Source organism: Burkholderia sp. 3C (assembly GCF_054589155.1).
This window is the reverse complement of the sequence record NZ_BAAILN010000092.1, coordinates 98,792-121,466: the sequence shown is the minus strand read 5'-3', so window position 1 is coordinate 121,466 and position 22,675 is coordinate 98,792. Positions and strand designations below refer to the sequence as shown.

22 protein-coding genes are annotated in these 22,675 nt (G+C 65.1%); 10 read left to right on the top strand and 12 right to left on the bottom strand.

Annotated features, from left to right (window positions below; translation table 11 throughout):
* The first annotated feature begins 10 nt into the window (after positions 1–10).
* The 3 genes from ACYP33_RS16780 (at position 11) to ACYP33_RS16770 (ending at position 1,923) form a co-directional block, all read left to right on the top strand.
* Complete coding sequence (locus tag ACYP33_RS16780) at positions 11–703, top strand: hypothetical protein (RefSeq protein ID WP_459622894.1); 693 nt, start codon at positions 11–13, stop codon at positions 701–703.
* 164 nt (positions 704–867) lie between these two features.
* Positions 868–1,239, top strand: a complete 372-nt coding sequence (locus ACYP33_RS16775) for a hypothetical protein (RefSeq protein WP_459622893.1) — start codon at positions 868–870, stop codon at positions 1,237–1,239.
* 99 nt (positions 1,240–1,338) lie between these two features.
* Entirely contained in the window at positions 1,339–1,923 is a 585-nt protein-coding gene (locus tag ACYP33_RS16770; protein ID WP_459622892.1) for a type II toxin-antitoxin system VapC family toxin, read from the top strand.
* Positions 1,924–2,466: 543 nt separating this feature from the next.
* Here the strand turns inward: ACYP33_RS16770 and ACYP33_RS16765 are convergent.
* Positions 2,467–3,327, bottom strand: coding sequence for a hypothetical protein (locus ACYP33_RS16765; RefSeq protein WP_459622891.1), 861 nt, complete (start codon positions 3,325–3,327; stop codon positions 2,467–2,469).
* Positions 3,328–3,621: 294 nt separating this feature from the next.
* Positions 3,622–4,485: a helix-turn-helix domain-containing protein gene (locus ACYP33_RS16760; RefSeq protein WP_459622890.1), complete on the bottom strand. Its 864-nt coding sequence runs from the start codon at positions 4,483–4,485 to the stop codon at positions 3,622–3,624.
* 313 nt (positions 4,486–4,798) lie between these two features.
* Between ACYP33_RS16760 and ACYP33_RS16755 the strand changes: the two genes are divergently transcribed.
* Positions 4,799–5,083 carry a hypothetical protein gene (locus ACYP33_RS16755; protein WP_414445229.1) on the top strand — a complete coding sequence of 95 codons (285 nt, stop codon included), beginning with the start codon at positions 4,799–4,801 and terminating at the stop codon, positions 5,081–5,083.
* A 129-nt stretch (positions 5,084–5,212) separates the two neighbouring features.
* Here the strand turns inward: ACYP33_RS16755 and ACYP33_RS16750 are convergent, their stop codons facing one another.
* Positions 5,213–6,145: a LysR family transcriptional regulator gene (locus ACYP33_RS16750; RefSeq protein ID WP_459622889.1), complete on the bottom strand. Its 933-nt coding sequence runs from the start codon at positions 6,143–6,145 to the stop codon at positions 5,213–5,215.
* 154 nt (positions 6,146–6,299) lie between these two features.
* Here ACYP33_RS16750 and ACYP33_RS16745 point away from each other — a divergent pair, with 154 nt between their 5' ends.
* Positions 6,300–6,650 carry a cupin domain-containing protein gene (locus ACYP33_RS16745; protein ID WP_414449340.1) on the top strand — a complete coding sequence of 117 codons (351 nt, stop codon included), beginning with the start codon at positions 6,300–6,302 and terminating at the stop codon, positions 6,648–6,650.
* Between the two features lie 52 nt (positions 6,651–6,702).
* Here the strand turns inward: ACYP33_RS16745 and ACYP33_RS16740 are convergent, their stop codons facing one another.
* Together ACYP33_RS16740 and ACYP33_RS16735 are read right to left on the bottom strand one after the other, a co-directional pair.
* Complete coding sequence (locus tag ACYP33_RS16740) at positions 6,703–7,446, bottom strand: YoaK family protein (RefSeq protein WP_414449341.1); 744 nt, start codon at positions 7,444–7,446, stop codon at positions 6,703–6,705.
* Positions 7,447–7,694: 248 nt separating this feature from the next.
* Positions 7,695–8,069, bottom strand: coding sequence for a BON domain-containing protein (locus ACYP33_RS16735; RefSeq protein ID WP_459622888.1), 375 nt, complete (start codon positions 8,067–8,069; stop codon positions 7,695–7,697).
* Positions 8,070–8,376: 307 nt separating this feature from the next.
* Between ACYP33_RS16735 and ACYP33_RS16730 the strand changes: the two genes are divergently transcribed.
* Positions 8,377–9,492 (top strand): acyl-CoA dehydrogenase family protein, encoded by a 1,116-nt coding sequence (locus ACYP33_RS16730; RefSeq protein ID WP_459622887.1) that lies wholly within the window; start codon positions 8,377–8,379, stop codon positions 9,490–9,492.
* Positions 9,493–9,696: 204 nt separating this feature from the next.
* Positions 9,697–10,368 carry a class I SAM-dependent methyltransferase gene (locus tag ACYP33_RS16725; protein WP_459622886.1) on the top strand — a complete coding sequence of 224 codons (672 nt, stop codon included), beginning with the start codon at positions 9,697–9,699 and terminating at the stop codon, positions 10,366–10,368.
* Positions 10,369–10,396: 28 nt separating this feature from the next.
* Here ACYP33_RS16725 and ACYP33_RS16720 read toward each other — a convergent pair whose 3' ends face one another.
* Positions 10,397–11,152, bottom strand: a complete 756-nt coding sequence (locus ACYP33_RS16720; RefSeq protein ID WP_459622885.1) for a PIG-L deacetylase family protein — start codon at positions 11,150–11,152, stop codon at positions 10,397–10,399.
* 8 nt (positions 11,153–11,160) lie between these two features.
* The gene (locus ACYP33_RS16715; protein ID WP_459622884.1) at positions 11,161–11,877 is read right to left on the bottom strand and encodes a glycosyltransferase family 2 protein; all 717 of its coding nucleotides are present in this window, start codon (positions 11,875–11,877) and stop codon (positions 11,161–11,163) included.
* A gap of 373 nt (positions 11,878–12,250) precedes the next feature.
* Between ACYP33_RS16715 and ACYP33_RS16710 the strand changes: the two genes are divergently transcribed.
* Both ACYP33_RS16710 and ACYP33_RS16705 read left to right on the top strand, forming a co-directional pair.
* Entirely contained in the window at positions 12,251–13,954 is a 1,704-nt protein-coding gene (locus ACYP33_RS16710) for an ABC transporter substrate-binding protein (protein WP_459622883.1), read from the top strand.
* A gap of 273 nt (positions 13,955–14,227) precedes the next feature.
* Positions 14,228–14,353 carry a hypothetical protein gene (locus ACYP33_RS16705; protein ID WP_414445219.1) on the top strand — a complete coding sequence of 42 codons (126 nt, stop codon included), beginning with the start codon at positions 14,228–14,230 and terminating at the stop codon, positions 14,351–14,353.
* A gap of 164 nt (positions 14,354–14,517) precedes the next feature.
* On the opposite strand, the gene ACYP33_RS16700 is transcribed toward ACYP33_RS16705, so the two are convergent.
* From ACYP33_RS16700 to ACYP33_RS16680, 5 genes are all read right to left on the bottom strand, one after another.
* Positions 14,518–15,459: a homoserine O-succinyltransferase gene (locus tag ACYP33_RS16700; RefSeq protein WP_459622882.1), complete on the bottom strand. Its 942-nt coding sequence runs from the start codon at positions 15,457–15,459 to the stop codon at positions 14,518–14,520.
* Positions 15,460–15,477: 18 nt separating this feature from the next.
* Positions 15,478–16,284 carry a thioesterase II family protein gene (locus tag ACYP33_RS16695; RefSeq protein WP_459622881.1) on the bottom strand — a complete coding sequence of 269 codons (807 nt, stop codon included), beginning with the start codon at positions 16,282–16,284 and terminating at the stop codon, positions 15,478–15,480.
* On the bottom strand, positions 16,281–17,906 hold the full coding sequence (locus ACYP33_RS16690) for a cyclic peptide export ABC transporter (protein WP_414449349.1): 1,626 nt from the start codon (positions 17,904–17,906) through the stop codon (positions 16,281–16,283). Before ACYP33_RS16690 ends, ACYP33_RS16695 begins: the two co-directional genes overlap by 4 nt.
* Before the next feature lie 67 nt (positions 17,907–17,973).
* Complete coding sequence (locus ACYP33_RS16685) at positions 17,974–18,780, bottom strand: thioesterase domain-containing protein (RefSeq protein ID WP_459622880.1); 807 nt, start codon at positions 18,778–18,780, stop codon at positions 17,974–17,976.
* Positions 18,777–20,099: a thioesterase domain-containing protein gene (locus tag ACYP33_RS16680; protein WP_459622879.1), complete on the bottom strand. Its 1,323-nt coding sequence runs from the start codon at positions 20,097–20,099 to the stop codon at positions 18,777–18,779. Before ACYP33_RS16680 ends, ACYP33_RS16685 begins: the two co-directional genes overlap by 4 nt.
* Before the next feature lie 382 nt (positions 20,100–20,481).
* Between ACYP33_RS16680 and tssC the strand changes: the two genes are divergently transcribed.
* Positions 20,482–22,647 carry a type VI secretion system contractile sheath large subunit gene (tssC, locus tag ACYP33_RS16675; protein WP_459622878.1) on the top strand — a complete coding sequence of 722 codons (2,166 nt, stop codon included), beginning with the start codon at positions 20,482–20,484 and terminating at the stop codon, positions 22,645–22,647.
* Positions 22,648–22,675 lie beyond the last annotated feature (28 nt).

Here is a 22,675-nt window from a genome sequence, read left to right as displayed (position 1 = left end):
ACTCATCCGGGTGGCTGCGCGTATCGCGGTGATCGATTGGCACGGCGCGATGCGCGATGGTAGGCATCTTCTGATGGGTGCGACAGCGATTAGCTTCGCTTGGCGGTTGTTTCTATGGGGTGATAGCGAGCGATCGGCGGCAATCCACGGCGATCTGCGCGTTCGGGCGATAAGGAAAATGATTCGCACGGCGCTGCATTGGGATGGCGCTGTGTCCACACTTGAGCATGCTTTGAGTGGTGTAGGCATCGCATTTATTGGCGTTGGCATCCTGCAGCTCTATTACTTCGCGGCGGGTGCGCCTACCGCAGGCTCCTATGCATTACCGCAGTGGCTGCGGTGGTCCTTCGGATGCTGCCTGGCGGTCGTGGCTGCGGTGTTCGTTTGGTGTTTCCGGTACGGCGAGAGCTGCTGGTTAGTTCTGTGTGCCGTTATCGTATTTATTGGTTGGGGTCTCGCTCGACGCGATCGCCTGCGTCGGCTTGCCCTCGCTACGCCGGCTTATTTCATCGGCCTGGTGAGTGCACTTCCTTGGTTGAACTTTGAGTTTTCGTGGAAGCTTCAGCGCAGCGGTCTCAGCGGCGAATCGGTCGGCGTCGTGCTAGCGCATTTACTGGTCAGCGGCGTTTCATTGTTAGCGGTAAGCCTTGCCGTCGGCACTGCCACGCAACGTTATAGTGCCCTGCGGCCGACAGCAAGATGACGGGGCGAAGTGGGACCGGCTGGCGCTCCTCATCTGTGCCGTCCGAAGCTGCTCTCTAGAGAACTCCCCTGCAGGGCATCTTGGTGAGCCGCTCAATCGCGTCACAGTGTCACCTTGCATTCGACGCGGCCGGTACATTGCGGTGCTCAAGACATAAGGACGATATGGACTTCTTGTTGATCCGGGTGGACGTGAACGAAGCAATGGCGCTCCTCTACAAGTGGGAGATCCACAACCCGAAAACCGGCGTCGTTCTTGCTCGTTACATCGGTAAAGCGGTGCGTGGAAGCCGGAGGCCCTTGCATCACTACGAGAGGAACGTCCGGAGACTGATTGCGGGTCTCCCATACCGCAGGAGCAAACCAAACGGATTTCGCCGCATACACCGTGCTCTGGCGGAAGCGGTATACGGAGGCAATCTCATCACGCTGACGTTGCTACGAAACGTCCTACCGGATGAAGACATCAACGAGGCCGAGCGGCTTGCGATCCGAGCATGGGATTGCTCGCTGAACGGAAAAGAAAACAGGAAATGAAGCAGCACGATAAAATTAGGCCGACCGGCCGTTTCAATTCAAAAACTATAATCTGGGGTAAATGTGCTGAAATCTGAAAATTCCGGGTCTGAGCGATTCTTGAAGACCAAGCATCTTCTTCTCGATTCTTGCATTTTAAATGACCTTGCAACGGATCCGAAAACGCAATCTATTTTAGAAAATGCTGCTAAGTATTACAATTTTGTATATAGTGCCGTTTCTCTCTTGGAAGTCGGGTTTGGCCCAGAGAGTAAGCGCGATGACAATCAACATCAGTTGGCCAGAAAGATATATTCGAGTAATGATATTTTGCATCTTGATAATGATGCTGCGCAAATTCACGAATACCGTAATTTGCCATTTCCGCCCGGATCTATTTATTTATGGGTGCCGGCTCGACACGAATGGTTCGCTGCACGCCACTCGTTGATATCGCTCATGGATGCGGAGGAGATCGGAGGAAGGCGGGCGCGGGAGTTAGGGAATGATGCAATTATTTTTGCATCGGCTTACAATTCCGGCAGCACTATCATTACTAATAATGTAAAGGATTTTGTAAAATTCAATAAAATAATGTGCGGAGATTTAAAAAAACATGTTTTGCCGATATTTGACATTGAGGATCTTGGTCGGTCGTTTACGGAGGATGTTATTTTTCCTAATAATTTGCAGGGGAAGCTGTAGCACGTCAATTATTAGCTGTAACTTCGCACTTGCTGAACACGGCGCGTGCGGCGGTCAAGACGATTCCCGCGCTGGTTGGGCTCGATACTCGAACCGGCGAACAGCCATTGGGCAACTATCCATGAGTGGTGAAATCGACAAACGGCAACTGGTGTGCCATGCGCCGTCGTGCTGATCACATCGAGCGACGCTGCATACGGGCAGGTGGCGCCCGAGGCGATAGCGGAACCTTGCACGTTCATCGAGATCGCAGCCGCAGCCTGGCAGTGTAGATGCAGCGGTAGAAGTAGCGACCGATTATATGGCGCTCTTTTATCAGGCGACACCGAGCCAGCTCAAGTTCGGCCCAGCCGAGAATGATGGGGGCGTCTTGAGCATCCCGGTTCAAGTAGTTACAGTGGACCGGCAACAGCAGCGGGTAGTGCTGAAATGTCGCCCGACATTCGTGCCCAACGCAAATGTTGTGCGCGGTTGGCAGATCTCGAACCCACGATGCGTAGCTCGGGGTAGCTGAGGCGGCTAAACCGAAATAAAGTGGGTGGCTCAGACGACGTCGGTGATTTTCCTAACAGGAACAGGTGCTTCGTAGGGTCGAGGTTGCTTCTGTGCATCTTTCGCCAGCGTCCCATCTCGATTAACTCGCTGAAAATTCGCGTCGAAGAACTCGATGGGAAGGTCTTTCGAGTGCGCGCGAATTTTATCGCCTTTAAAGTACGCGCTAGAACCACCCACAAATCCTAGCAGCATGCCATTTCCGTTTCTGCGAACGGTCGCAAGTTGCGGTGCTCCACCCGTTCGTTCATCACTACCGCTGGCTATTGCATCGCAAAATGCCGAAAAAATATGGCGTGTGAAATGAAGATTTGGGCTTCCCTTGTTCCAGGCTTCCTGCCATGCCTTCACTGCAGGCCGACCGGTCCCGTCCCAGCAAATGGTCGAGCTAGGGGATTCACGATTCAAAGGAATATTGGAGGGGGTTAGCAGCTTGGAATACTCGTTCCATTCCAATTTTTTAAAGTGAAATACGCTATCTCGTGGACCGATCCCGGTGCGCGAACCATAGTAAACAACCGACGACACGGGGGTGCGCGAGTAGATGGATATTCCAGATTCGATCAGATTTTTCAAATTCCCGAATCGAATGTCTGGTTGGAATGCCGCTCCGCGGGCGTTTGTCTCTGAAGTGAAGGCGATTATTATCGGTTGTATCAGATCGACTTCGCCTGCAAACGCTACGATTTCGGGCCACGAATCTGAAGCGAACACCTTCCTACAACTGTCGAGCGAGTGAAGGTCGGCTCCCGTCCCCCATGAAATTCGACTGTCGCTCGCGAAGTTAAGAGAGACGATTCGCTTACCTTCCGGTTTGTCGTCCGCGGCCATCCATGCAAGAAGCGAGGTCATGTTGAGAGTTTAACGTTCCGATGGTATGATTTTACCCGTAAAGCTCGGTAGCCCCGCCAATCGCTTTCACCGAAAGCCATTCACGGGGCTAGGTAGGTAGTGCCACTCCAGATTCCAAACCTGGAGCGCCGGGCATTCAATAATTTGACATAATGCGAATTAACGACATTTTGTGTGTAAGAGCAAAGTTGTAATGTCGCATCTGGGCAAAGTTGAAATGTCGTGTTTGCGGGTTCAGGCGCATGCGTGAGTGATGCACAGAAAATATCGGTCGTTCTCGATCAAGCCCTCGGCTCACCTCGCTTCAGCCTGCGCCGACAACGCAAACCACCGAAAATCGTTCGGCGTCATCTCGTAAGCGCGGCGGAATGCGTGATTGAAATCCGACGCGCTGCTGAAGCCCAGTGCGAAGGCGATATCGATGATCGCCATATGCCGAAACTGGCGCAATTGATCCGCGGCTTCACGCAGTCTGCAATTCCGAATGTAGGTCGCCAATCCCCCCTCCGCCTCGAACAGGCGATACAGCGTAGCGCGAGACAGTTGCGACGCACGCTGCACACTCTCGGGCGACAGGTCCGACTCGTGCAGATTGGCCGCGATATGACGTCGTATTGCGCCGAACGTCGCGGCGCGCGCCGCAATGCGGGCGGTGCCGGTCAGGCGCGCCTGCTTGCCGAACGCCGCGGCGATCAGCAGCGCGCAGACGCGCATCGCGTCATGCGCCTCGGCCGCCTGCATTCGGGGCAGGTTCCGGCAAAGCTTGTCGAGCATCGACGGGATCAGGCGCGCGATCGGCGAGTGATAGCCGATCACGCTTCCATGAATCGACTCGGGTTCCGGCAGCACCGAATTCAACAGCGCGCGAGGCAGGAAGAACGCCAGCAGGCGGCAGGCGCTGCGCTCCATGCGCATGGGCTGGTTCAGGTCCAGCGCCAGGATGCCGGGCGTGGACTGCATCGATTTGCGCTTCGGATAGAGCCCCGTCGTCGTCTCGACGTGCCCCTCCACGACGATGTGAAACACGTAGTCGCGAACGGTGTCGGTGGAAATCCTCGCCGACGATCGCGCCTGCAACACCGGATCGGTACGGCAATCCGTGAATCTCAGATCACCCGACCGATACATGTCGATGCTTCCGTGAAAGCCGTCGGCCATTTGGGCGCGCGATATCGGCACATCGAGCATATGGCCGAGGCGGCTTCGCCAGGCGAGCAACTGCTGCGAACGCGCCTCGGCATGCGTACTGAAATGATCGTGCAGACAAGCGGACGGAACCGTATCGCCGGCCGAGAGATTCGTCGTCAAGAAAGGCACCCCGTAACCATGGCGTTTTGTTATTTGAAAATGAGACGCCCGATCAATCTATCCGAAGTCGGCTACCTATACTAGCGCGGCTCCATTAAGTCAGGAGCCATCGGGAATAGGCATTGGCTTTTCAGGAAATATTCACTTAAACAGGAGATCAAACATGGCTGGCTATGCTGTTACCAATAAAACCGACAAGGAAGTCTGGATCACGATCTACGAGCCGTTCGGCAGCATCATCAGCTACGGCCCGGTCAAGTCGAACGAGACCTGGACTTTCAACAAGGGCGCCTGGGCCGTCGGCTCCACGTATAAGCTGCTCGCCGAATATCCCGTCCAGGAACCGCACAGCTGGGCCACCACCACCCGGCAAACGCTGCGGCACCTGGATTTCGACTCGATCAACCTGATCGGCGGCCCGGACGGCGGCTATTGGCAAACGCCCTGACGCTCACGGGGCGGCACCGGGTTGAAGGTGCCGCCCTGTCACGGCGGGTCCACCAACGAACGGCGCGGTTTTCGGCCTGGCGGAACGCGATGGGCGAGCGCACAACTCACCCCCCTCCCCGCCAAGCCGCTATTCCGCAAAACTCGCGTTCACCCGATACGCTTCCGGCAGCTTCAAGATGTCCTCCTTCAACGCCAGCCTGACCAGACCCAGAAACTCCTGAACCAGCGGCTTCGCGGCATTGGTCTGGGTGTGCAGGAAGTACCCGCGCGCAACCATGAGAGGCTCGAAAGGCAGCAGCACCACATGCTCGTGCGCGTTGTGCAGCGTCGCGAGCCCGTTCGTCAAGCCGATGCCCAGCCCGCGCGACACCATCGACAGGATCAGCGACGCATACGGCGTTTCGATCGCCGGCACCTGGTCGACGCCGTTCGCCCGCAACACCCGGTCGATCGGTGCGCGCGGTTCGTCCGCATAGGACGGCAGGATCAGGCGCTCGTTGCGCAGGTCGCTCGCGACGATCTTGCTGCGCGAGGCCAGCGGATGCCTGGCCGGCACGGCGCACAGCATCGGCAGGCGATACAGGTCCTCGGACATCACCGCATACGCTTCCGGCGCGACCGACCCGATGCCCACGTCGTAATGCCCCGACGACACCCATCGCTGCATCGTGGCCTCGCTGCGCATCTCGAGCGACACATACACCTGCGGATGCCGCTGCACGAACTGCTCGATCACGGCGGGCATGAAACCCAGCGCGAACAACGGCGCGGCCACTACCCTGAGCCGCCCGGTCGCCATGGTGCGAATTTCGCGCGCGGATTGTTCGAGCATGTCGAGCCCGACGAAGCTGCGTTCCACGTCGCGATAGAACGCCGCACCGGCCTCGGTGATCTGGATTCTTCCGCCGTTGCGCGAAAACAGTTGCAGGCCCGTTGCGCCCTCCAGTTCGGCGATCAGCCGGCTGATGCCGGGCTGCGACGTGCCGAGCTCGTCCGCCGCCGCGGTCATCGATCCGCGCAACACGACGAGGCGGAATGCCTCGATCTGCCTGACGTTCATCATCCCCTCGTTGCTTGGCCGGCTTTCGAGCTTGCCATAACAAAAATGAATGGGCGGCCATTTTGGCGGTATTTGCCATTGTCCAAGGTCACCTTCAGACTCGCCTCGAACGTGTCGCCAACCCCCTCATTGTTTGATTTTCAGGAGTGAACGCATGACGCAGACGTATTTCCACGTTGACGAGGACCTGGATTTCGCCCCTTCGCGGCCGGCCGATGGCCGTGACGAAGGTTCGTACGCGCGCCGGGTGTGGACGGACACCGGCAGCGAACACCCGGCCGCCGTCGCCGTGTGGCGCGCGACGCCGGGCACGTACAGCTATCCGGCCCGCGCGCTGGACGAAACCTTTGTCGTGATCAGCGGCACGGCGCTGTGCCAGGTCGGCGGCGGGGAACAGAAGGAAATCGGCCCGGGCAGCATCGTGAATATCGCCAAGGGCGAAGCGATCACGCTGCAGGTGCAGACCGAACTGCGCAAGGTGGCGACGGTCATTCCGAAGCCCTGAGGCCGATCACGCGGCGCAGCCGCGGGTTGCGCCTGCTCGCCCCTGATCGCCCTTAACCGCGCCGGGCCAGCATGTCGTCGAATACCGGCACCAGCGCGAGCGCGACCAGGACGATCGCAAGCGGCACCGTCGAGACGAAGCCGAGATGCCGGAAGCCCGACGCGCCGGCCAGGCCGCCCACCGCGAACGACAGCAGCAGCGAGCCGAGCAGCACCAGCTTGCGACGGTCGGCCCGCACCGCCGGCTCGGCCGCCGAGCCGCCATTCCAATAGACGAGCTTGCCCAGTTCGATGCCGATATCGGTCACCAGCCCCGTGACGTGCGTGGTGCGGATCTCGGCCTTCGAGATCTTCGTGATCATGGCGTTCTGCAGGCCCATCACATAGCAAAGCAGGCACACCGTCGCCGGCACGAACAGCACGTGGTGCGTTTCGAGATGCGCGCCCAGCAGGCCGAACAGCAGCAGGAGCGCGGCCTCCAGCATCAGCGGCATCGCGTACAGGCTGGTCAGGCGCCGGCGGCGGCCCCAATTGATCAGGATGGCCGAGGTTGCGGAGCCGGCAAGAAACGCCACGAGGGAACTCAGCGCCGCGGCCACGAGGTCGAGTTCGCCGATCGCGAGATTGTCGGCCAGCGAGGACACGATGCCGGACATGTGCGACGTGTACTGCCCGACCGCGAAGAAGCCGCCCGCGTTGGCGGCGCCCGCCACGAACGCGAGCACGCGCCCGAGACGACGGTTCGACGTCTCGTTGCGCTCGGGCGAAGTGAAACCGCGAAGATAGTGGATGGGCATGAAGACCCTCGATGCCGTCGGATGGCGCCCCGGAGCTTGCCTCCGGGCGGGGCATCCTAACACGGGCGGCAGCCGGGTCGGCCCGGCGGCATGGCGCGCGAACAATTTGCAAGCATCGTGTACAAAAGCGTCGGTTGGCGCGTGCCGGCGGGTTTCGTCGGAGGGAATGGCCGGGAAACAAGGGCAAAGGTGGTCCGTGCCGCGCATCGAGAAGGCGCGGATTGCCCCGCCCCGCCCCGTCACGACCGTTACCGGCCTCGCCTGCCGTCCGGCCTGATCGTGACGGTCCGGCGCTCCGGGGTCAGCACCACGGGCGAGGCGCTTCCCGGCTCGATCGTGAGGCGGTTGTCGACCCCGGCCACACCGGGGCAGCCCACGGCGGCTCGACCGATTGCGTCGCGCAGCTTGGCGGACGGCACGCCGCCGTCCAGCGTCACATGCGCCTGCCGCACCTTGACCGACACGCGCGCCGCCCCGCGATCGAGCACCGGCGCGATCGCCGCGCGCACCGCCCGGTCGATGGCTGCGTCCTGATCCGCGAGGCCGCCGCGGCCGAGGCGTCGTTCCGGGGGGGACATGTCGGCTCGCGGCAGATCGTCGGAGCCGGGGCCGGTCACCGTCATTCGCACGCCGAGCGGCCTTGCGAGATCGAGGGCCGGTAAGGCGAACACCTTGTCGGGCAGGACCGAATCAAGTCGGGATGTCATGGCGCACCTCCGCAAAAAAAGGGGCAGCGCGTGGCGTCAAGGCATCGCTCGCCTCCCCTCCTGATTGCATTGCAAGCATCGTGCCGTGCTGCGGTGCCTCGGAATCGCCGATCAATGACAGCCCGGCAATCGCACGCCGCCCATCCGCCTCGCCGCCGGGGAGGCACGGCCCGTGCTTGTGTTCATCATCGATTCGGCCAGAACACGGGAGCCAGAACCCTTCATGACGCACACCTCGCAGGAACAGGCGAACGGCCAGCATCGAGCGCGTGCGGCGGTGCGGTGGCCGCCCGGCGTGCCGCCCACGCCTCGCAATCCCGTTGCTGACCTGGCGAGCCTCGACGCCTTGCTCGCCACCCTGCCCGCCTCGCTCGACGACACCGCGCTGGCAGCGGCGGCGCATCGGCTCATCGAGGCATTCCCGCATCTGCCGCGCCCCGGCGCGGGCAATACGCTCGCGCGCTGGCGCTTTCTGGCCGGCGTGGCCGGCCGTGACCTGCCGCTGGTCAAGCTTGTCGAAGCGCACGCCGATGCCGATGCGATCCTGGCCGAGCTGGGCGGTCCGATGCCCGAAGAGCGCGAACCCGGGCTGCTCGCCGTGTGGGCCGCCCGTTCGCCCGCGGGCGATTTGCGGATCTCGACGCGATCCGGAAGCACCGGGCCGGTTCGGCTCGATGGCACGAAGGCCTGGTGCTCGGGCGCGCACTGCGTCGACACCGCACTCGTGACCTGTATCGATGCCGACGGCCACGACCGGCTCGCCATTGTCGCGATGCGCCAGCCGGGCGTGACGATCAGCGCGCGCGGCTGGGATGCGCTCGGCATGCGGGCGACGCGCAGCGTGGAAGTCGATTTCGTCGATGCCGCCGCCACCCTGGTCGGGCCGCCCGGCGCGTACGTGCAACGCCCGGGCTTCTGGCACGGCGGTGCGGGCATCGCCGCCTGCTGGTATGGCGGCGCGGCGGCGCTGGCCACGCGCCTGCGCGACGCCGCCGGCAAGCGCGACGATCCGCATCTGCACGCGCATCTGGGCACCGCCGACATCGCGCTGACCGCCGCGCGCGCCCTGCTGCGCGAAACGGCGCAAGCCATCGACGCCGAACCGCGCGCCGACGCGATGGCGGCGGCGCTGCGTGCGCGCGGCGCCGCCGAACACGCTGCCGACACGGTGCTGCGCGCCGCGCAACGTGGGCTCGGTGCGGGCCCGTTGTGCCGCGACCGCTGGTTCGCGCAGATGGCGGCGGATCTGCCCGTGTTCCTTCGCCAGAGTCATGCCGAGCGCGATCTGGCCGCGTTGGGCGCGGCGCTGGCGACGTCTCGACCCGGATGGTGCCTGTGAAGACGCGTCCCGCTCCCGTGCTCCTTCTCCGGCGTCATGCCGAGCGCGCCCTTGACGTGTCGGGCGTGGCGCTGGCGAAATCTCGACCAGGATGGCGCCTGTGAAGATGCGTCCCTCTCCCGTGCTCCTTCTCCGGCGTCATGCCGAGCGCGACCTTGACGCGTCGGGCGCGGCGCTGGCGAAATCTCGACCCGGATGGCGCCTGTGAAGACGCCCCCCGCTTCCGTCAACCTCGACACGCTCGCGCGACAGGCCCGCTTCGATGCGAAGTTCGCCGACGGCGACGACCCGTGGCGCACCCGCTCGAGCTGGTACGAAGCTCGCAAGCGCGCGCTGCTGCTCGCGGCCCTGCCCCGCGAGGGCTACCGTCGCGCGTTCGAGCCGGGTTGCGCGAACGGCGAGTTGTCGGCAGCGCTCGCCCCGCGCTGCGCCACGCTGCTGTCGGCCGATTTCTCGCCGCGCGCCGTGGCCCTGGCGCGCCAACGGCTCGCCCCGTTCCCGCATGCTCGCGTGGAGACGCGCGCGATGCCGGACGACTGGCCCGACGGCGGTTTCGACCTGATCGTCGTCAGCGAATTCGCTTACTACCTGGACGCCCCGTCGCGCTGCGCAGCGCTGGCCCGCCGCGCCTGCGCCGCCCTCGATCGCGACGGCACGCTCGCCTGCTGCCACTGGCGGCATGGCGCCGACGACATGCGGATCGACGCCGCCACGGTTCACGCCTGTTTCGCGCAAGCCGCATCGGCCGCCTCGCTGACCCTCGCGACGCATATCGACGATGCCGATTTCCTGCTCGATGTCTGGAGCGCCGAGCCGGGCAGCCTCGCGCGCAGGGAAGCGGCGGCGCATTCCGAGATGGCGGGCCGCAGCGCATAAGCCGGGGCGACCGGTTCAGCGCCACGCGTCACCCATCGACACGCCAGTACCGCTCGGGACGATCGAGATCGCCGAGCGGGCCGCTGCAGAACGCCCGCAACTGACTGGCGTAGGCCGCCACGGCGCGTCGTTTGACGTCGCGCGCCCGATCTCCCTCGCGATCCGGGCACCAGCCGCCATCGAGCGGCGTGATCCGTGCGCCCGAGCGTCGTAGCGCATCGAGGCCGTGCTCGACCTCGCCGTGCGCGTTCCGATGGATCGCCTCTTCGTAGACGAGACAGGCCCCGAGCCAACCCTCGCGCCGCAGGTAACGCCACGCCTCGGCCACGCGCCGATGATCGGGATGCCGCAAGCCGAGCGGCAGCAGCGGCACGACGCCGGGCGACAGCGCCAGTTGCTCCGCCAGGGCGCGGGCCAACTTCGCAACGTCGGGCGACGCGCCGTATTGATCGTCGAGGAACGCGAGATGAACGCCGCGCGCGCCGCAGCAGGCCAACGCCTGCGCGTCCTCGTGCAAGCGCCCGGCCATCGCGGCGGTGGAATGCGCGAAGCCGGCCGCCTGATCCCAGGGCCGGTGCTGCGGCGATGCCGGCGTACCGGCAAACACCGTGCACACGATTGCGCCGGGCCGGGTCGCGAGCAAGGCCGCGCAACCGAACACCGCGTCGTCGAGATGGGGGGAGACGACGAACAGCGGCGCGTGCTCGTCGTCATGGCTCGGCGGCCGGGCGGAAAGCGCCACGTTCGATTCCGGCGCGGCGCAATCCTGCATCAGCGACCGCATCACCGGCCTCATGACGCGACTGGCGCGACGCCCGCCAGCCCGTCCGGCTCCGCTTCATCCGTGGATCGCAACGGGACCCGCGCCCAGGCGCCGAGCGTGTCGCCGAAGCCCCCGCGCGCACGCGGATCGCGGCGCGCGCTGGTCACCACGCGCGGCGTGGCGCTCCAGGCAATCGACGCCCCGGTTGCGGCCAGCAGGTCGACCAGCATGACATCCTCGCTGCAGGCCAGCGGCGGAAACCCGCCGGCACGCCGGTAAGCCTGTGCGCTGACGCCGAGGTTCGCGCCATGGACGTGGCGATGGCCTTCCGTATCGCGATAGGTGCGCCGCCAGTGCTCGCGCACGCTGGCCGGGTGGCCCCGCCAATCGTCGATGCTCACCGTCCCGCACACGGCGTCCGCGCCCAGCGCCAGTTGCGCGGCCAGCCAGTCCGGCGCGACGCGGCTGTCCGCGTCGGTAAAGGCGAGCCAGCGCGCGCCCGCCTCCAGCAGCCGATCGGCGCCGGCCGCCCGCGCCACACCGACGTTGCGCGCGTGCACCACCAGGGTCGCCACGCCGAAGCCGGTCGCGATCCGTGCCGAGCCGTCGCGGCAACTGTCGAGCACGACCATCACCTGCACCGGCTCGTGCGCGAGCGCGGGGTGGCGCGCCGCCGCCAGGACGCTCGACAGGCATGACGCAAGCCGGTGCGCCTCGTTATGGGCGGGAATCACGACACCAATCATGGCGGGTCCTTTGCGAAAGCAATCGATCCTGATCGAGACGCAAATCGGATGCCCGGTGCGGGATCGACACACCGGGGCGTCGCGGGGCGTCGTTCTGGTCAAGGGCCGACGCGATTTTTTACAGGGTTTGCAATATCGCGCGGTCAACGCCGAACCGGTCGCCGCTCGAAGGCCGGCGAAACCCCCCGCTCACGCCATCGCGCCTGCCCGTCCGATTCCCGTCTCGGGCACGGTCCGTCATGCGCTCCACGCCTGATGCAACGCCTGATAAGCATTCGAGAAATGCCGCAAAGTCGTGCCGAAAACTGCCGCCATAATGAGCCGCCTCGCGCGGCAAGGGGCCGCGCGTTTCGTTTCCGCCAGGAGTCGCACCATGGTTCAGACGCCCGCGAGCAGCGCCGAAGATCGCCAACCCGATTCGACCGAAAGCGACGGCCACGCGCCGTCGCGCCGCCGTTTCTTCGGCCTGACGGGCGCGCTGCTCGCGCTCGGCGGCGGCTGGCCGGCGACCGACGCGTTCGCGCTGACCGATGCCGATCCGGGCGCAAGCAGCGGCGGCGCCGCACCGCGTCGCGGCGGCGTGCTCGATGCGGTGGTCACGCCCGAGCCGCCGACGCTCGCGATCTTCCTGAACACGTCCACGCCCGGTCGCGCTGTGGCCAGCAAGATCTTCGACGGGCTGCTCGATTACGGCGCGGACCTGAAGCCGCGCCCGCAGCTTGCCGAAAGCGTCACGCCGTCCGCCGACGGCCTGAGCTGGACCATCCGGCTGCGGCAAGGCGTGCAGTGGCACGACGGCAAGCCGTTCACCGCCGCCGACGTCAAGTATTCCGGCGAGGTGATCTGGAAGCAGTACGCGCCGGTCGCGCGGCGCCTGTTCCAATACCTGACGCGCGTCGACACGCCCGACAGCCACACGGCGATCCTGCGCCTGTCGAAGCCGTCGCCGGTCATCCTCAACGCGCTCGATGCGATTGCCGCGCCGATCCTGCCGCGCCATCTGTACGAAGGCACAGACATCCTGAACAACCCGTACAACAACCGCCCGGTCGGCACCGGGCCGTTCGTGTTCAAGAGCTGGCAGCGCGGCAGCGACATCCAACTGACCCGCTTCGCGCATTACTGGCGCGAGAACGGGCCGTATCTCGACGGCATCACGTGGAAGATCGTGCCCGACGCCGGCGCGCGCGCCGTCGGGCTCGAAACCGGTTCGGTGAAGTACGGCGAGCGCAACCCGGTCACGTTCTCGGACGCGGACCGTCTCGCGCAATCGCCGTCGCTGGTGGTGAGCCGCGCCGGCTACAACGGCTTCGCGGCGAACTTCTGGCTGATTCCGAACCTGCGCCACCCGATCCTCGGCAACCTGAAGGTGCGTCAGGCGATCCTGCACGCGATCAACCGCGCGGCGCTGGTCAATACCGTGTGGCGCGGCTACGCCAAGCCGGCGACCGGCCCGGTGTCGTCACTGCTGAAAACGTTCTACACGGCGGATACACCGCAATACGCGTTCGATCGCAAGGCCGCCGAGGCGCTGCTCGACGAGGCCGGCTATCCGCGCAAGGCCGATGGCTGGCGCTTCAGGATCAATCACGATTTCATCCCGTACGGCGACGACTATCAGCGCACCGGCGAATTCGTGCGGCAGGCGTTGCGCGCGGTCGGCATCGACGTGACGCTGCGTGCGTTCGACCTGGCCGCCTGGACCAAGAACGTGTTCACCGACTACACGTTCGATCTGGTCAGCTCGTGGGGCGTGAACTGGCAGGACCCGCAGATCGGCGTCGAGCAGTATTTCTGGTCGAAGGCCGCGGTGCGCGGCGTCGCGTGGCAGAACGCGGCCGGCTATGCGAGCGCCGAGACGGATCGCGTGATCGAGGCCGCGCAGGTCGAGACGGATCTGGCGAAGCGCGTCGCGCTGTATGCGCAGTTGCAGCGGCTCGTGCAGCGCGATTTGCCGCAACTCTACCTGTTCGAATTCCGCTGGTTCGGCGTGTGGGACAAGCACCTGCGCAATGTTGCGGATACCTATGACCACTCGCAGAGCAACTTCGCGGAGGTCGGGTTCGATAACGTGTGAGGGGGCGATGCGGGGTGATGGGAATGAACCGAAAAGTCGCGAGCAATAAACAATCGGGGCAGCGTTGACACGCGCATCACCCCGGTGCACCATCCGCGAAGCAGTGATGAAAATAATCGGCCATTCAACCCAATTCTCACTTTTCCTCAAATGGCACATTTACTCTCCACCCTCTGCTTTTCCTGTCCGACTTGCCAAAAGCCGTTGAATGGAAGCTGGGAAGTATTGGCGCCATCGGAAGTCTATCAATTGAGATGCTGGGATTGCCAGACCGTGTTCAACGGCCTGATGGTGGTGTGCGAGCAGTGCGACGCGGACAACTTCATCATGGATACCCGCCCGATCGCCCGCGCGGAAGCCGCCTGTTCGCAATGCGGCCATATCAATGTCAACCCATAGGCACGGGCCGAATTCTTTAAATAAAACCGAACGGCATTGATTTGATATTTGCCGCCGCAATCACTGACGTCATTGCACCTTGATTCACGTTTTCCATTGATCAAACCGGGCGCCGGGCCGCAATGGCCCTCGCCCGCGATTCGATCCACGCCGCACTCACGTTCTCAAACCTTCAACGCCTCGTGCGACTCACCGCCGATCAGATCGATTTCATACGGCGTGGTCTGATAGATCTCGCCGAGCCAGTTCGCGAACAGCAGATACGCATGGCTTTTCCATCGGTTGAGCGGCGCGCGCTCGGGATCGTCGCCGGGGAAATAGTCGAACGGCACCGCCGGCGCGAGGTTCTTGGCCACGTCCCGCACGTACTCCTCGCGCAGCGTGTCCGCATCGTATTCGATGTGGCTGAACATGCAGAGCGAGCGGTGCTTGAGATCCTCCAGCATGCACAGCCCCGCCTCCGGCGAATCGAGCAGCACGCGAATGTCGGACCCGGGCGGGAAATCCTCCTGTCTGATCTCGGTGCGCCGCGAGATCGGCGCGACGCAGTTGTCGGCGAAACCGCGCAGGTAGGGCGAGTTCGGCACGCGGTTCAGATGCGGGAACACGCCGAACGCCTTCTTCGGCAACAGCCGGGTGGGAATGCCGTAGAAGTGATAAAGCGACGCCTGCGCCGCCCAGCAGAGGTTCAGCGTGGAATGGACGTGAGTCTGCGTCCATTCGAAGATCTCGGTCAGTTCCTCCCAGTACCGCACCTCCTCGTACTTCAGCATGCCCAGCGGCGCGCCGGTGATCACGAAGCCGTCGAACTTCTCCGTGCGGACATCGGCCCACGGGCGGTAGAACGCGCTCAGATGGCCTTCCGAGGTGTTGCGCGAGCCGTGATCGGTGATACGGATCAGCGATAGCTCGACCTGCAGCGGCGTGGGCGCGAGCAGGCGCGCGATCTGCGTTTCGGTGCGGATCTTGTTCGGCATCAGGTTGAGCAGGCCGATCCGCAGCGGGCGGATGTTCTGGCGCACGGCGTCGGACTCGCGGATGAGGCTGACGCCTTCGGCTTCGAGCGCGCTCACGGCGGGCAAGTCGTTGGGGATCTTCAGGGGCATGGTCGTTCTCCTCGATGGTTATCGCGCGCGCAGCGCGGTCGCGCTCAACTCGGCGTTCAGTTGCAGGATCACCTTGTCCATCTGCGGACGAATGAAGAAATGGTCGCCGTCGAACCAGTGCTGGGCGAAGGCCGCCTGCGTTTCGCGCCCCCAGCCGTCGATCTTTTCGGGCGAGGTCTGGTCGTCGGCGCGGCCGGCGAACGCGGTGATCGGCACCTCGAGCGGCGCGCCGCCTTCGTAGACGTAATGCGCCACCAGCGCGAAATCGGCGCGGATCGCCGGCGCCATCAGCCGCATCAGCTCCGCGTGCTGCAACACCTCGGCCGGGGTGCCGTTGTAGCGCGTCAGGCGCTCGATCATCTTGTCGTCGTCGTGCTCGTCGAGCGCCTCCACCGGCTCGCGCAACTGCGGCGACGCGCAGCCCGACACGATCAGCTTGGCCGGCAGCGGCAACCGCGAGCGTTGCAGGTGCCGCGTCAGCTCGAACGCCAGCAGCGCGCCGAGGCTGTGCCCGAAGAACGCGAACGGCCCGGCGTCCTGCGCGGCGATCACGTCCGACAGCCGGCGCACCAGCGCCGCCAGGTCGCGCTCCGCGGGCTCGGCCAGGCGCATGCCGCGCGCGGGCAACTGCACGGCGCACAGTTCGATCCCGGCATCGAGCGCGGCGCGCCACGGCTGGTAGATCGTGGCGCTGCCGCCCGCGTAGGAAAAGCAATAGAGGCGCAGGCGGCGGGCCGCGTCGGGCGGCCCGAAGCGCGTCAGCCACGGGTTGGTTCCGGCGGTGCGTGGCGTGCCGGGGCGAAGTGTGGTCGGTTCGTGATTCATGCGTCGGGACTCGTGCGAGAGCTTCCATCCACCAGATGGAAGAGATGATCGGCGTGGTGGTAGTACTGGTCGTCATGCGTGATCACGATGACGGTCTTGCCGCGTGCGCGCAGCTCCGGCAGCAACTCGGTGTAGAACACGCGCTTGAACACCGGGTCCTGGTCGGAGGCCCACTCGTCGAACAGATAGATGGCGCGGTCCTCCAGATACGACACCAGCAGCGTGAGCCGCTTGCGCTGGCCGGTGGACAGCGACAGCGTGGAAAAGCGCCCGTCCTCGAAGCTCACCTTGTGGTCGATCTCGAGCCGGCTCAGGTAATGCCGCACGCGTGGGGCGGTGTCGGCGGTGACCGGTTCGAGCAGGCGTTCGAACAGGTGGAAATCGGCGAACACCGCCGTGAACTGGTTGCGGTAATGCACCAGATTGTCGGGCGTGACGTCCACGCCGTGCAGCGTGAGGCGGCCCTGCTCCACCGAATACAGGCCGAGCAGCAGCATCGCGAGGGTGGTCTTGCCGCTGCCGTTCGGCCCCACGATGTAGCTGATCCGGCCGAGCGGAATCTCCAGGTTCAGCGGCCCGACGGCGAAGCCGCGCTCGCCGTCGTGGTGCACGTAGCGCACGTCCGACAGCACGAGCGACGCCGGGCCGCCCGCGAACGGCGACGCGTCGGCCTCCGCCAGCGCGGGCGCGGGCGTGGAATCGTCGAGCGAATCGCTGAGGGCCTGCGCCTTGTTCAGCGCCACCGCGCCGCGTTGCAGCGTGGGCATGGCGGTCAGCAGTGCGCCGACCGGCTCCACCAGGTAGAGCAGCATCAGCGCCACCATCGGCAAGGTGGGCGAACTCTGCGGAAACCAGTGCGACACGCCGAACACGAGAATCCCGAGCGCGATGAAGAACTGCATCGAGCCGAGGTTCGACACCCAGGTGTAGCCGGCCATCCCCGCGAAGAACGCGCGGCGCAGCTTGTCGGCGCCCGGCTCCAGCACGTCCTTGATGAAGTGATGGGCGCGCCGCTGATTCAGTTGCAGCTCCTTGGCGCCCTCGACCAGGCTGCGAAAATCGCGGAACAGCACGTCGGTCTGCTCGCGCGCCTCCACGAAGCGCCGCGCCGGCCCGCGCTGCGCGAACGTGAAGAACGCCGAGCCCGCCACCAGGAACAGCACCAGCGCCAGGAAGCTCTGCCACGACAGCCACGCGATATAGCCGAGGCACGCCAGCAGCACGATGGCGTTGCCGAACAGGATCGGCAGCAACTGCGAGCAGGTGGCGAACGTGCTGAGATCCTCCGTCAGGATCGCGAGCAGCGCCGCCGGCCCCATCGATTGCAGCTTGCGCAGCGGCGTGGCGAGCAGCTTGCGACTCAGCGAGATGCGCAGCTTGAAGATCATCGATTGCGAGATCTGCAGCAGCGCCAGCTCCGAGGCGGCCTTGCTCGCCAGTTGCAGCACGCACAGGCCGGCGAACGACAGCGCGAGCGCGCCGGTGGCGTCGTGCTGTTCGATCACCCGCCCGATGATCGCCACCAGCGCGGCGCTGCTCAGGCCGCTCACGATGCCGCCGGCGATCACGACGGTGAGCAGCCGCCAGGATTGGCGATACAGCCGTGCAATGAGTTTCAGCATGGCACCGTCCCGGCCCCTGCCCCGCTTGCCTCGCTCATGTCGGTCGATGCTTGCAACGCGTGTCGGCTCAGGACCATGCCATTTCTCCCCGGTTGTGCTGCGGCGCATGCGGCCCGGTGTCGTCGAGCCATGTGTCCAGTACCGCCGCGATCGCCGCGGCATTCTCGCCCATCACGAAATCGATGTGCCGCCCCGGCAGCCGCCGGCTGTGGCTGCCCCGCAGATTGCGCGTGTACGGCGCCCAGCAATCGGGATCGATGCCGGTGGCGAGCGAATCGACCGCCCAGAGCGTGTGGATCGGCGCATCGAGCACGGGTGGCACGAAATTGACGGTGAGCGCGTACGCGTCGCGCACCGTTTCGAAATAGCCGGTCATGGTGTGATAAGCCTCGTCGGAAATGCCTTGAGATTCGAGGAAGGCGCGCGGGTCGCCTTGCAGTGCGTCGGCCACGGCGTCGGCGCCGAGCTTCGACACGGCGGCCCGCAGGTTGCCGAGCGAGACATGCAGCTCGGGTTGGTCGCGAATCAGCGGATCGTCCTCGGAGAATGCCAGGATGTAGCCGACGAAGCCGACGAACGTGAATTCGGCGGCCTCCGCCTCCGCCTGCGGTTTGCGTTCGTGGCGTTCATTGAGCCAGGTATCGAGCAGGATCACGCCCGCCACCGTGCGCCCGCGACGCTCCAGTTCCGCCGCGACGCTCAACGCCAGCGTGCCGCCCAGCGACCAGCCGGACAGGCGCACCTCGCCCGCGGGCTGGAACCGCTCGATGTCGTCCGCGTAGGCCGAGCAGAGCCCGGCCAGATCGCGGTCGGCCAGCTCGACGCCGGCCGCCTTCGGCGAGCGGATGCCGTACACGGGCTGCGGCCCCGTCATCGCGTTGGCCCGGCATAGACGAGCACCTCGCCGTTCGCCGGATGCAGCAGGAACAGCGGGGGCGCGCCGTCGCCCTTCTCGCTGCCCTCCCCGTCGCCGGCCGTGCCGGGCCGCAGCGGCAGCACCAGGCCGCGCTCGACCACCGGCGCCGCGAGCCACTTCGCGAGTTCCGCGGGCGTCGGGTCGCTGAACAGGTTGGACAGCGGCAGCTCCACGCCGAACGCGTGGTTGATGCGCGACACGAGCTGGATCGCCAGCAGCGAGTGGCCGCCCATCGTGAAGAAGTTGTCGTGAATCCCCACCCGATCGATCTTCAGCGCCTCGGCCCACAGCGCGCACAGCAAGGTTTCGGCCGGCGTGCCGGGCGCGGTGTACGACGCGGCGTTGCGGCTGAAATCGATGGCCGGCAGCGCGCGGCGATCGACCTTGCCGTTCGGCGTGACCGGCAGTTTGTCCAGCACGCACAGGTGCGCCGGCACCATGTAGTCGGGCAGGCTCTGGCGCAGGCTGCGTTGCACCTGGAGCACGTCGAGCCCGGCCACCTTCAACTGCGCCGGCTGATTGACGAGCCGCGCCGGCGCAGCCGTGCCTTCGGCCGCGCGCCAATCGACGGCGACCGGCGCGCGCGACACCACCGCGTGGAACGTGCCGCGATCGCCGCTGGCGGGCGCCATGGCGACGTGCAGGCCGAGCGATTCGCACATCGCGCGCATCGCGTGGCGATCGACGGCCGGCGCGACGCTTTCGAGCACCGCGTCGAGCGTCAGGTCCGTGCCGAGCGCGCGATGCACGGCGATATCGGCGGCCAGCGCGGCGTCGGCGATGCCGCCCAGCGCGAACGGCGGCGCATCGCCGTGCTCGCCGTGCGAGTCGAAATGCGCCTTCGGCCGTTGCTCGATCAGCGGCAGCGGCGCGCCGTCCCACGCATCGAAGCGCAGGCCGCCGCTCGGCGCGGTGGCGGCGTGGCCGACCCGGATCACCACGTCGTAGCGGTAGTCCGTCATCTCGTTGTGCACGCGCCGCCCCTTCGACTGAATGTCGATGTGGCCGATCGTCGGCAACCGCTGTTGCAAGGCGAGGAACCACGCCGGGTCGACGGTCAGTTCGGATTCGTTGGCCGCGCGCTGCGCGACGCGCGGCGCGAGTTGCGACAGGCGCAGATCGCCGCGCTGCCCGTACTTTTCGAGCGAGGCGTGAAACACCGGCAACAGGCCGCAGTGCCGAATGTCGCCGAGAAACACCGTGCCGTGCGCCCCCACCGCGTGCACGCTGCGCTCCACCACCTCGCGGAAATACGCCTCGTCGGGGTTCGCGCTCACCCATCTGGGCGAGGTTCCACCCACCGGCCGGAACGCCATGCGGAGCGGCTCGCGGCACGCGGCCGCAACCCGAATCGCGCCGCGAGCACTGGGTGCGCACACACCCAACACCGATCCACGCCTGGCGTCATTTCCCATTTCAAATCATCGCGTTGCCGGCCCCGCGCAAGCCTGGCACGCCGATTGCAAGATTGTTGCCGCGAAGCGTTCACCCTCGGCCGGTTTTTCCGCGCCGTCGTGAAGACCTTATCGATAGCAGTACAGCGTCCGCCATTCCGAGGCCCCGGCCGTGTTGCCGTAGCTGGCAACGTCGGCGCGCCGAGCTTGCTCATCGACGAACGAACCGGCTGCTTCAACAAAGTCAATAACGCGAGGTGAGATCATGAGTGAAAGCATTCAGAAAAAGCTGTTGCGAGTCCGCCCTCCCCGGGTCCGAATCACGTACGACGTGGAAACGGGCGGCGCGATCGAGAAGAAGGAACTGCCGTTCATCGTCGGCGTGCTCGCCGACCTGAAGGGCGACCGCGCCACCGACGACGCGACGCCGCCCATCAAGCAGCGTTCGATGGTCGAGATCGACCGCGACAACTTCAACAACGTGATGGAGCAGATCCTGCCGCGCGTCACGTTGACGGCGGCGAAGAACGCGGACGCCGAACTGAAGGGGCTGCTCGGCGACGATTTCGAACTGACGTTCAAGACCATCGACGCGTTCGAGCCGATGCCGATCGTCAAGGCGCTGCCGTCGTTGAGCAAGCTCTACGATTCGCGCACGCAGATCCGCGATCTGCAGGCCCGCGCGGAAACCAACGATGCGCTCGGCGCGGCGCTCGATACCCTGATCGGCAAGCTGTCGCAGGGCACCACGCCCGCACCCGCTGCGGACCCCGCCAAGGACCCGGCTCCGGCCCCGGCCCCGGCGGTCGACCCGGCCACGCCCGTCGATCCGGCCAATCCCGCCGCGCCGGTCGAGCCGACCCCGCCCGTGGTGCCGCCCAAACCGGCCGCGCCCGCTCCCGCCCTCGCCGCCAGCGATGTGGCCGCCGCGCAAGCCACCATCGCCGCCGTGCCCGGCGTGCAGGTCGATCAGATCAAGCCGCTGGTGCAGGCCTTCGCCGACCAACTGAACCTGTATTTCGTCGCGACCGACAAGGTCGCCACGCAAGCCATCAACACCGCCAGCGCGCGCGGCGCGATCGCCGTGATCGACGAACTGGTGGCGCTGATCGACGAGAAACTGAGCATCGCGCTGTCGGGCGTCATGCACAGCGACAGCTTCAAGAAGATGGAAGCGACCTGGCGCGGCCTGAACTACCTGGTCATGAACACCGAGACCAGCACCATGCTGAAGCTGCGCGTGTTCAACGCCACCAAGGACGAACTGCGCCAGGACATGATGAAGGCGGTGGAGTTCGACCAGAGCGCGCTGTTCAAGATGATCTACGAGGCCGAGTACGGCACCTTCGGCGGCAATCCGTACAGCCTGCTGGTGGGCGACTACGCGATCGACCACACCTCGAACGACATCGATTTCATCTCGAAGATGTCGGAAGTGGCGGCGGCGGCCCATGCGCCGTTCATCGCGCAGGCCTCGCCCGCGCTGTTCGGCCTGGACGGCTTCGACAAGCTCGACAAGCCGCGCGACCTCGCGAAGATCTTCGAAGGCCAGGATTCGCTGCAATGGCAGGCGTTCCGCGAAACGGAAGACGCGCGCTACGTGACGCTCGCCCTGCCGCGCGCGCTGCTGCGCCTGCCGTACGGCTCGCCGGACAAGCGCAACACGGTGCCGTGCGACGGCATCAATTTCGACGAGCGCATCGGCTCGGGCACCGAAACGGCCTTGATTTCCGACGCGGGCGACGTCCTGAGCTACCCCGATCCGGCGCCGGACCACTTCCTGTGGGGCAACCCGGCCTACCTGCTGGCCCAGCGCATCACCAACGCGTTCTCGCTGTACAGCTGGACGGCGGCGATTCGCGGCGTGGAAGGCGGCGGCCTGGTGGACAACCTGCCGAGCTACACCTACACGTCGGCGCACGGCAGCGTGGAATTGCTGTGCCCCACCGAAATCTCGATCACCGACCGTCGCGAGAAGGAACTGAACGACCTCGGCTTCATCTCGCTCTGCCACTGCAAGGGCACCGGCAAGGCGGCGTTCTTCGGCGGCCAGACCACCAATCAGCCGAAGAAGTACTTCTCCGATTCGGCCAACGCCAACGCGCGCATCTCGGCGATGTTGCCGTACATGCTCGCCGCCTCGCGTTTCGCGCATTACATCAAGGTGATCATGCGCGAGAAGATCGGCAGCTTCATGACGCGCGGCAACGTGGAGGATTTCCTCAACGCGTGGATCTCGAACTACGTGCTGCTCGACGACAACGCGCCGCAGGACGCCAAGGCCGGCTATCCGCTGCGCGAAGCCCGCGTGGTGGTGACCGAAGTGCCGGGCGAGCCGGGCGCATACCGCGCCACGGTGTTCCTCAAGCCGCACTTCCAGCTCGAGGAACTGACCACCTCGATCCGCCTCGTGGCCAACCTGCCGAAGTAATACGCGACCTCTTCCATTCCAGGAACCA

What these genes read in the sequence shown, in the direction of transcription:
- ACYP33_RS16775 (WP_459622893.1), top strand. Translation starts at nt 868, where the DNA reads ATGGACTTCTTGTTGATCCGGGTGGACGTGAACGAAGCAATGGCGCTC.
- ACYP33_RS16765 (WP_459622891.1), bottom strand. Translation starts at nt 3,327, where the DNA reads ATGACCTCGCTTCTTGCATGGATGGCCGCGGACGACAAACCGGAAGGT.
- ACYP33_RS16760 (WP_459622890.1), bottom strand. Translation starts at nt 4,485, where the DNA reads ATGGCCGACGGCTTTCACGGAAGCATCGACATGTATCGGTCGGGTGAT.
- ACYP33_RS16755 (WP_414445229.1), top strand. Translation starts at nt 4,799, where the DNA reads ATGGCTGGCTATGCTGTTACCAATAAAACCGACAAGGAAGTCTGGATC.
- ACYP33_RS16750 (WP_459622889.1), bottom strand. Translation starts at nt 6,145, where the DNA reads ATGAACGTCAGGCAGATCGAGGCATTCCGCCTCGTCGTGTTGCGCGGA.
- ACYP33_RS16745 (WP_414449340.1), top strand. Translation starts at nt 6,300, where the DNA reads ATGACGCAGACGTATTTCCACGTTGACGAGGACCTGGATTTCGCCCCT.
- ACYP33_RS16740 (WP_414449341.1), bottom strand. Translation starts at nt 7,446, where the DNA reads ATGCCCATCCACTATCTTCGCGGTTTCACTTCGCCCGAGCGCAACGAG.
- ACYP33_RS16735 (WP_459622888.1), bottom strand. Translation starts at nt 8,069, where the DNA reads ATGACGGTGACCGGCCCCGGCTCCGACGATCTGCCGCGAGCCGACATG.
- ACYP33_RS16730 (WP_459622887.1), top strand. Translation starts at nt 8,377, where the DNA reads ATGACGCACACCTCGCAGGAACAGGCGAACGGCCAGCATCGAGCGCGT.
- ACYP33_RS16720 (WP_459622885.1), bottom strand. Translation starts at nt 11,152, where the DNA reads ATGCGGTCGCTGATGCAGGATTGCGCCGCGCCGGAATCGAACGTGGCG.
- ACYP33_RS16715 (WP_459622884.1), bottom strand. Translation starts at nt 11,877, where the DNA reads ATGATTGGTGTCGTGATTCCCGCCCATAACGAGGCGCACCGGCTTGCG.
- ACYP33_RS16710 (WP_459622883.1), top strand. Translation starts at nt 12,251, where the DNA reads ATGGTTCAGACGCCCGCGAGCAGCGCCGAAGATCGCCAACCCGATTCG.
- ACYP33_RS16700 (WP_459622882.1), bottom strand. Translation starts at nt 15,459, where the DNA reads ATGCCCCTGAAGATCCCCAACGACTTGCCCGCCGTGAGCGCGCTCGAA.
- ACYP33_RS16695 (WP_459622881.1), bottom strand. Translation starts at nt 16,284, where the DNA reads ATGAATCACGAACCGACCACACTTCGCCCCGGCACGCCACGCACCGCC.
- ACYP33_RS16690 (WP_414449349.1), bottom strand. Translation starts at nt 17,906, where the DNA reads ATGCTGAAACTCATTGCACGGCTGTATCGCCAATCCTGGCGGCTGCTC.
- ACYP33_RS16685 (WP_459622880.1), bottom strand. Translation starts at nt 18,780, where the DNA reads ATGACGGGGCCGCAGCCCGTGTACGGCATCCGCTCGCCGAAGGCGGCC.
- tssC (WP_459622878.1), top strand. Translation starts at nt 20,482, where the DNA reads ATGAGTGAAAGCATTCAGAAAAAGCTGTTGCGAGTCCGCCCTCCCCGG.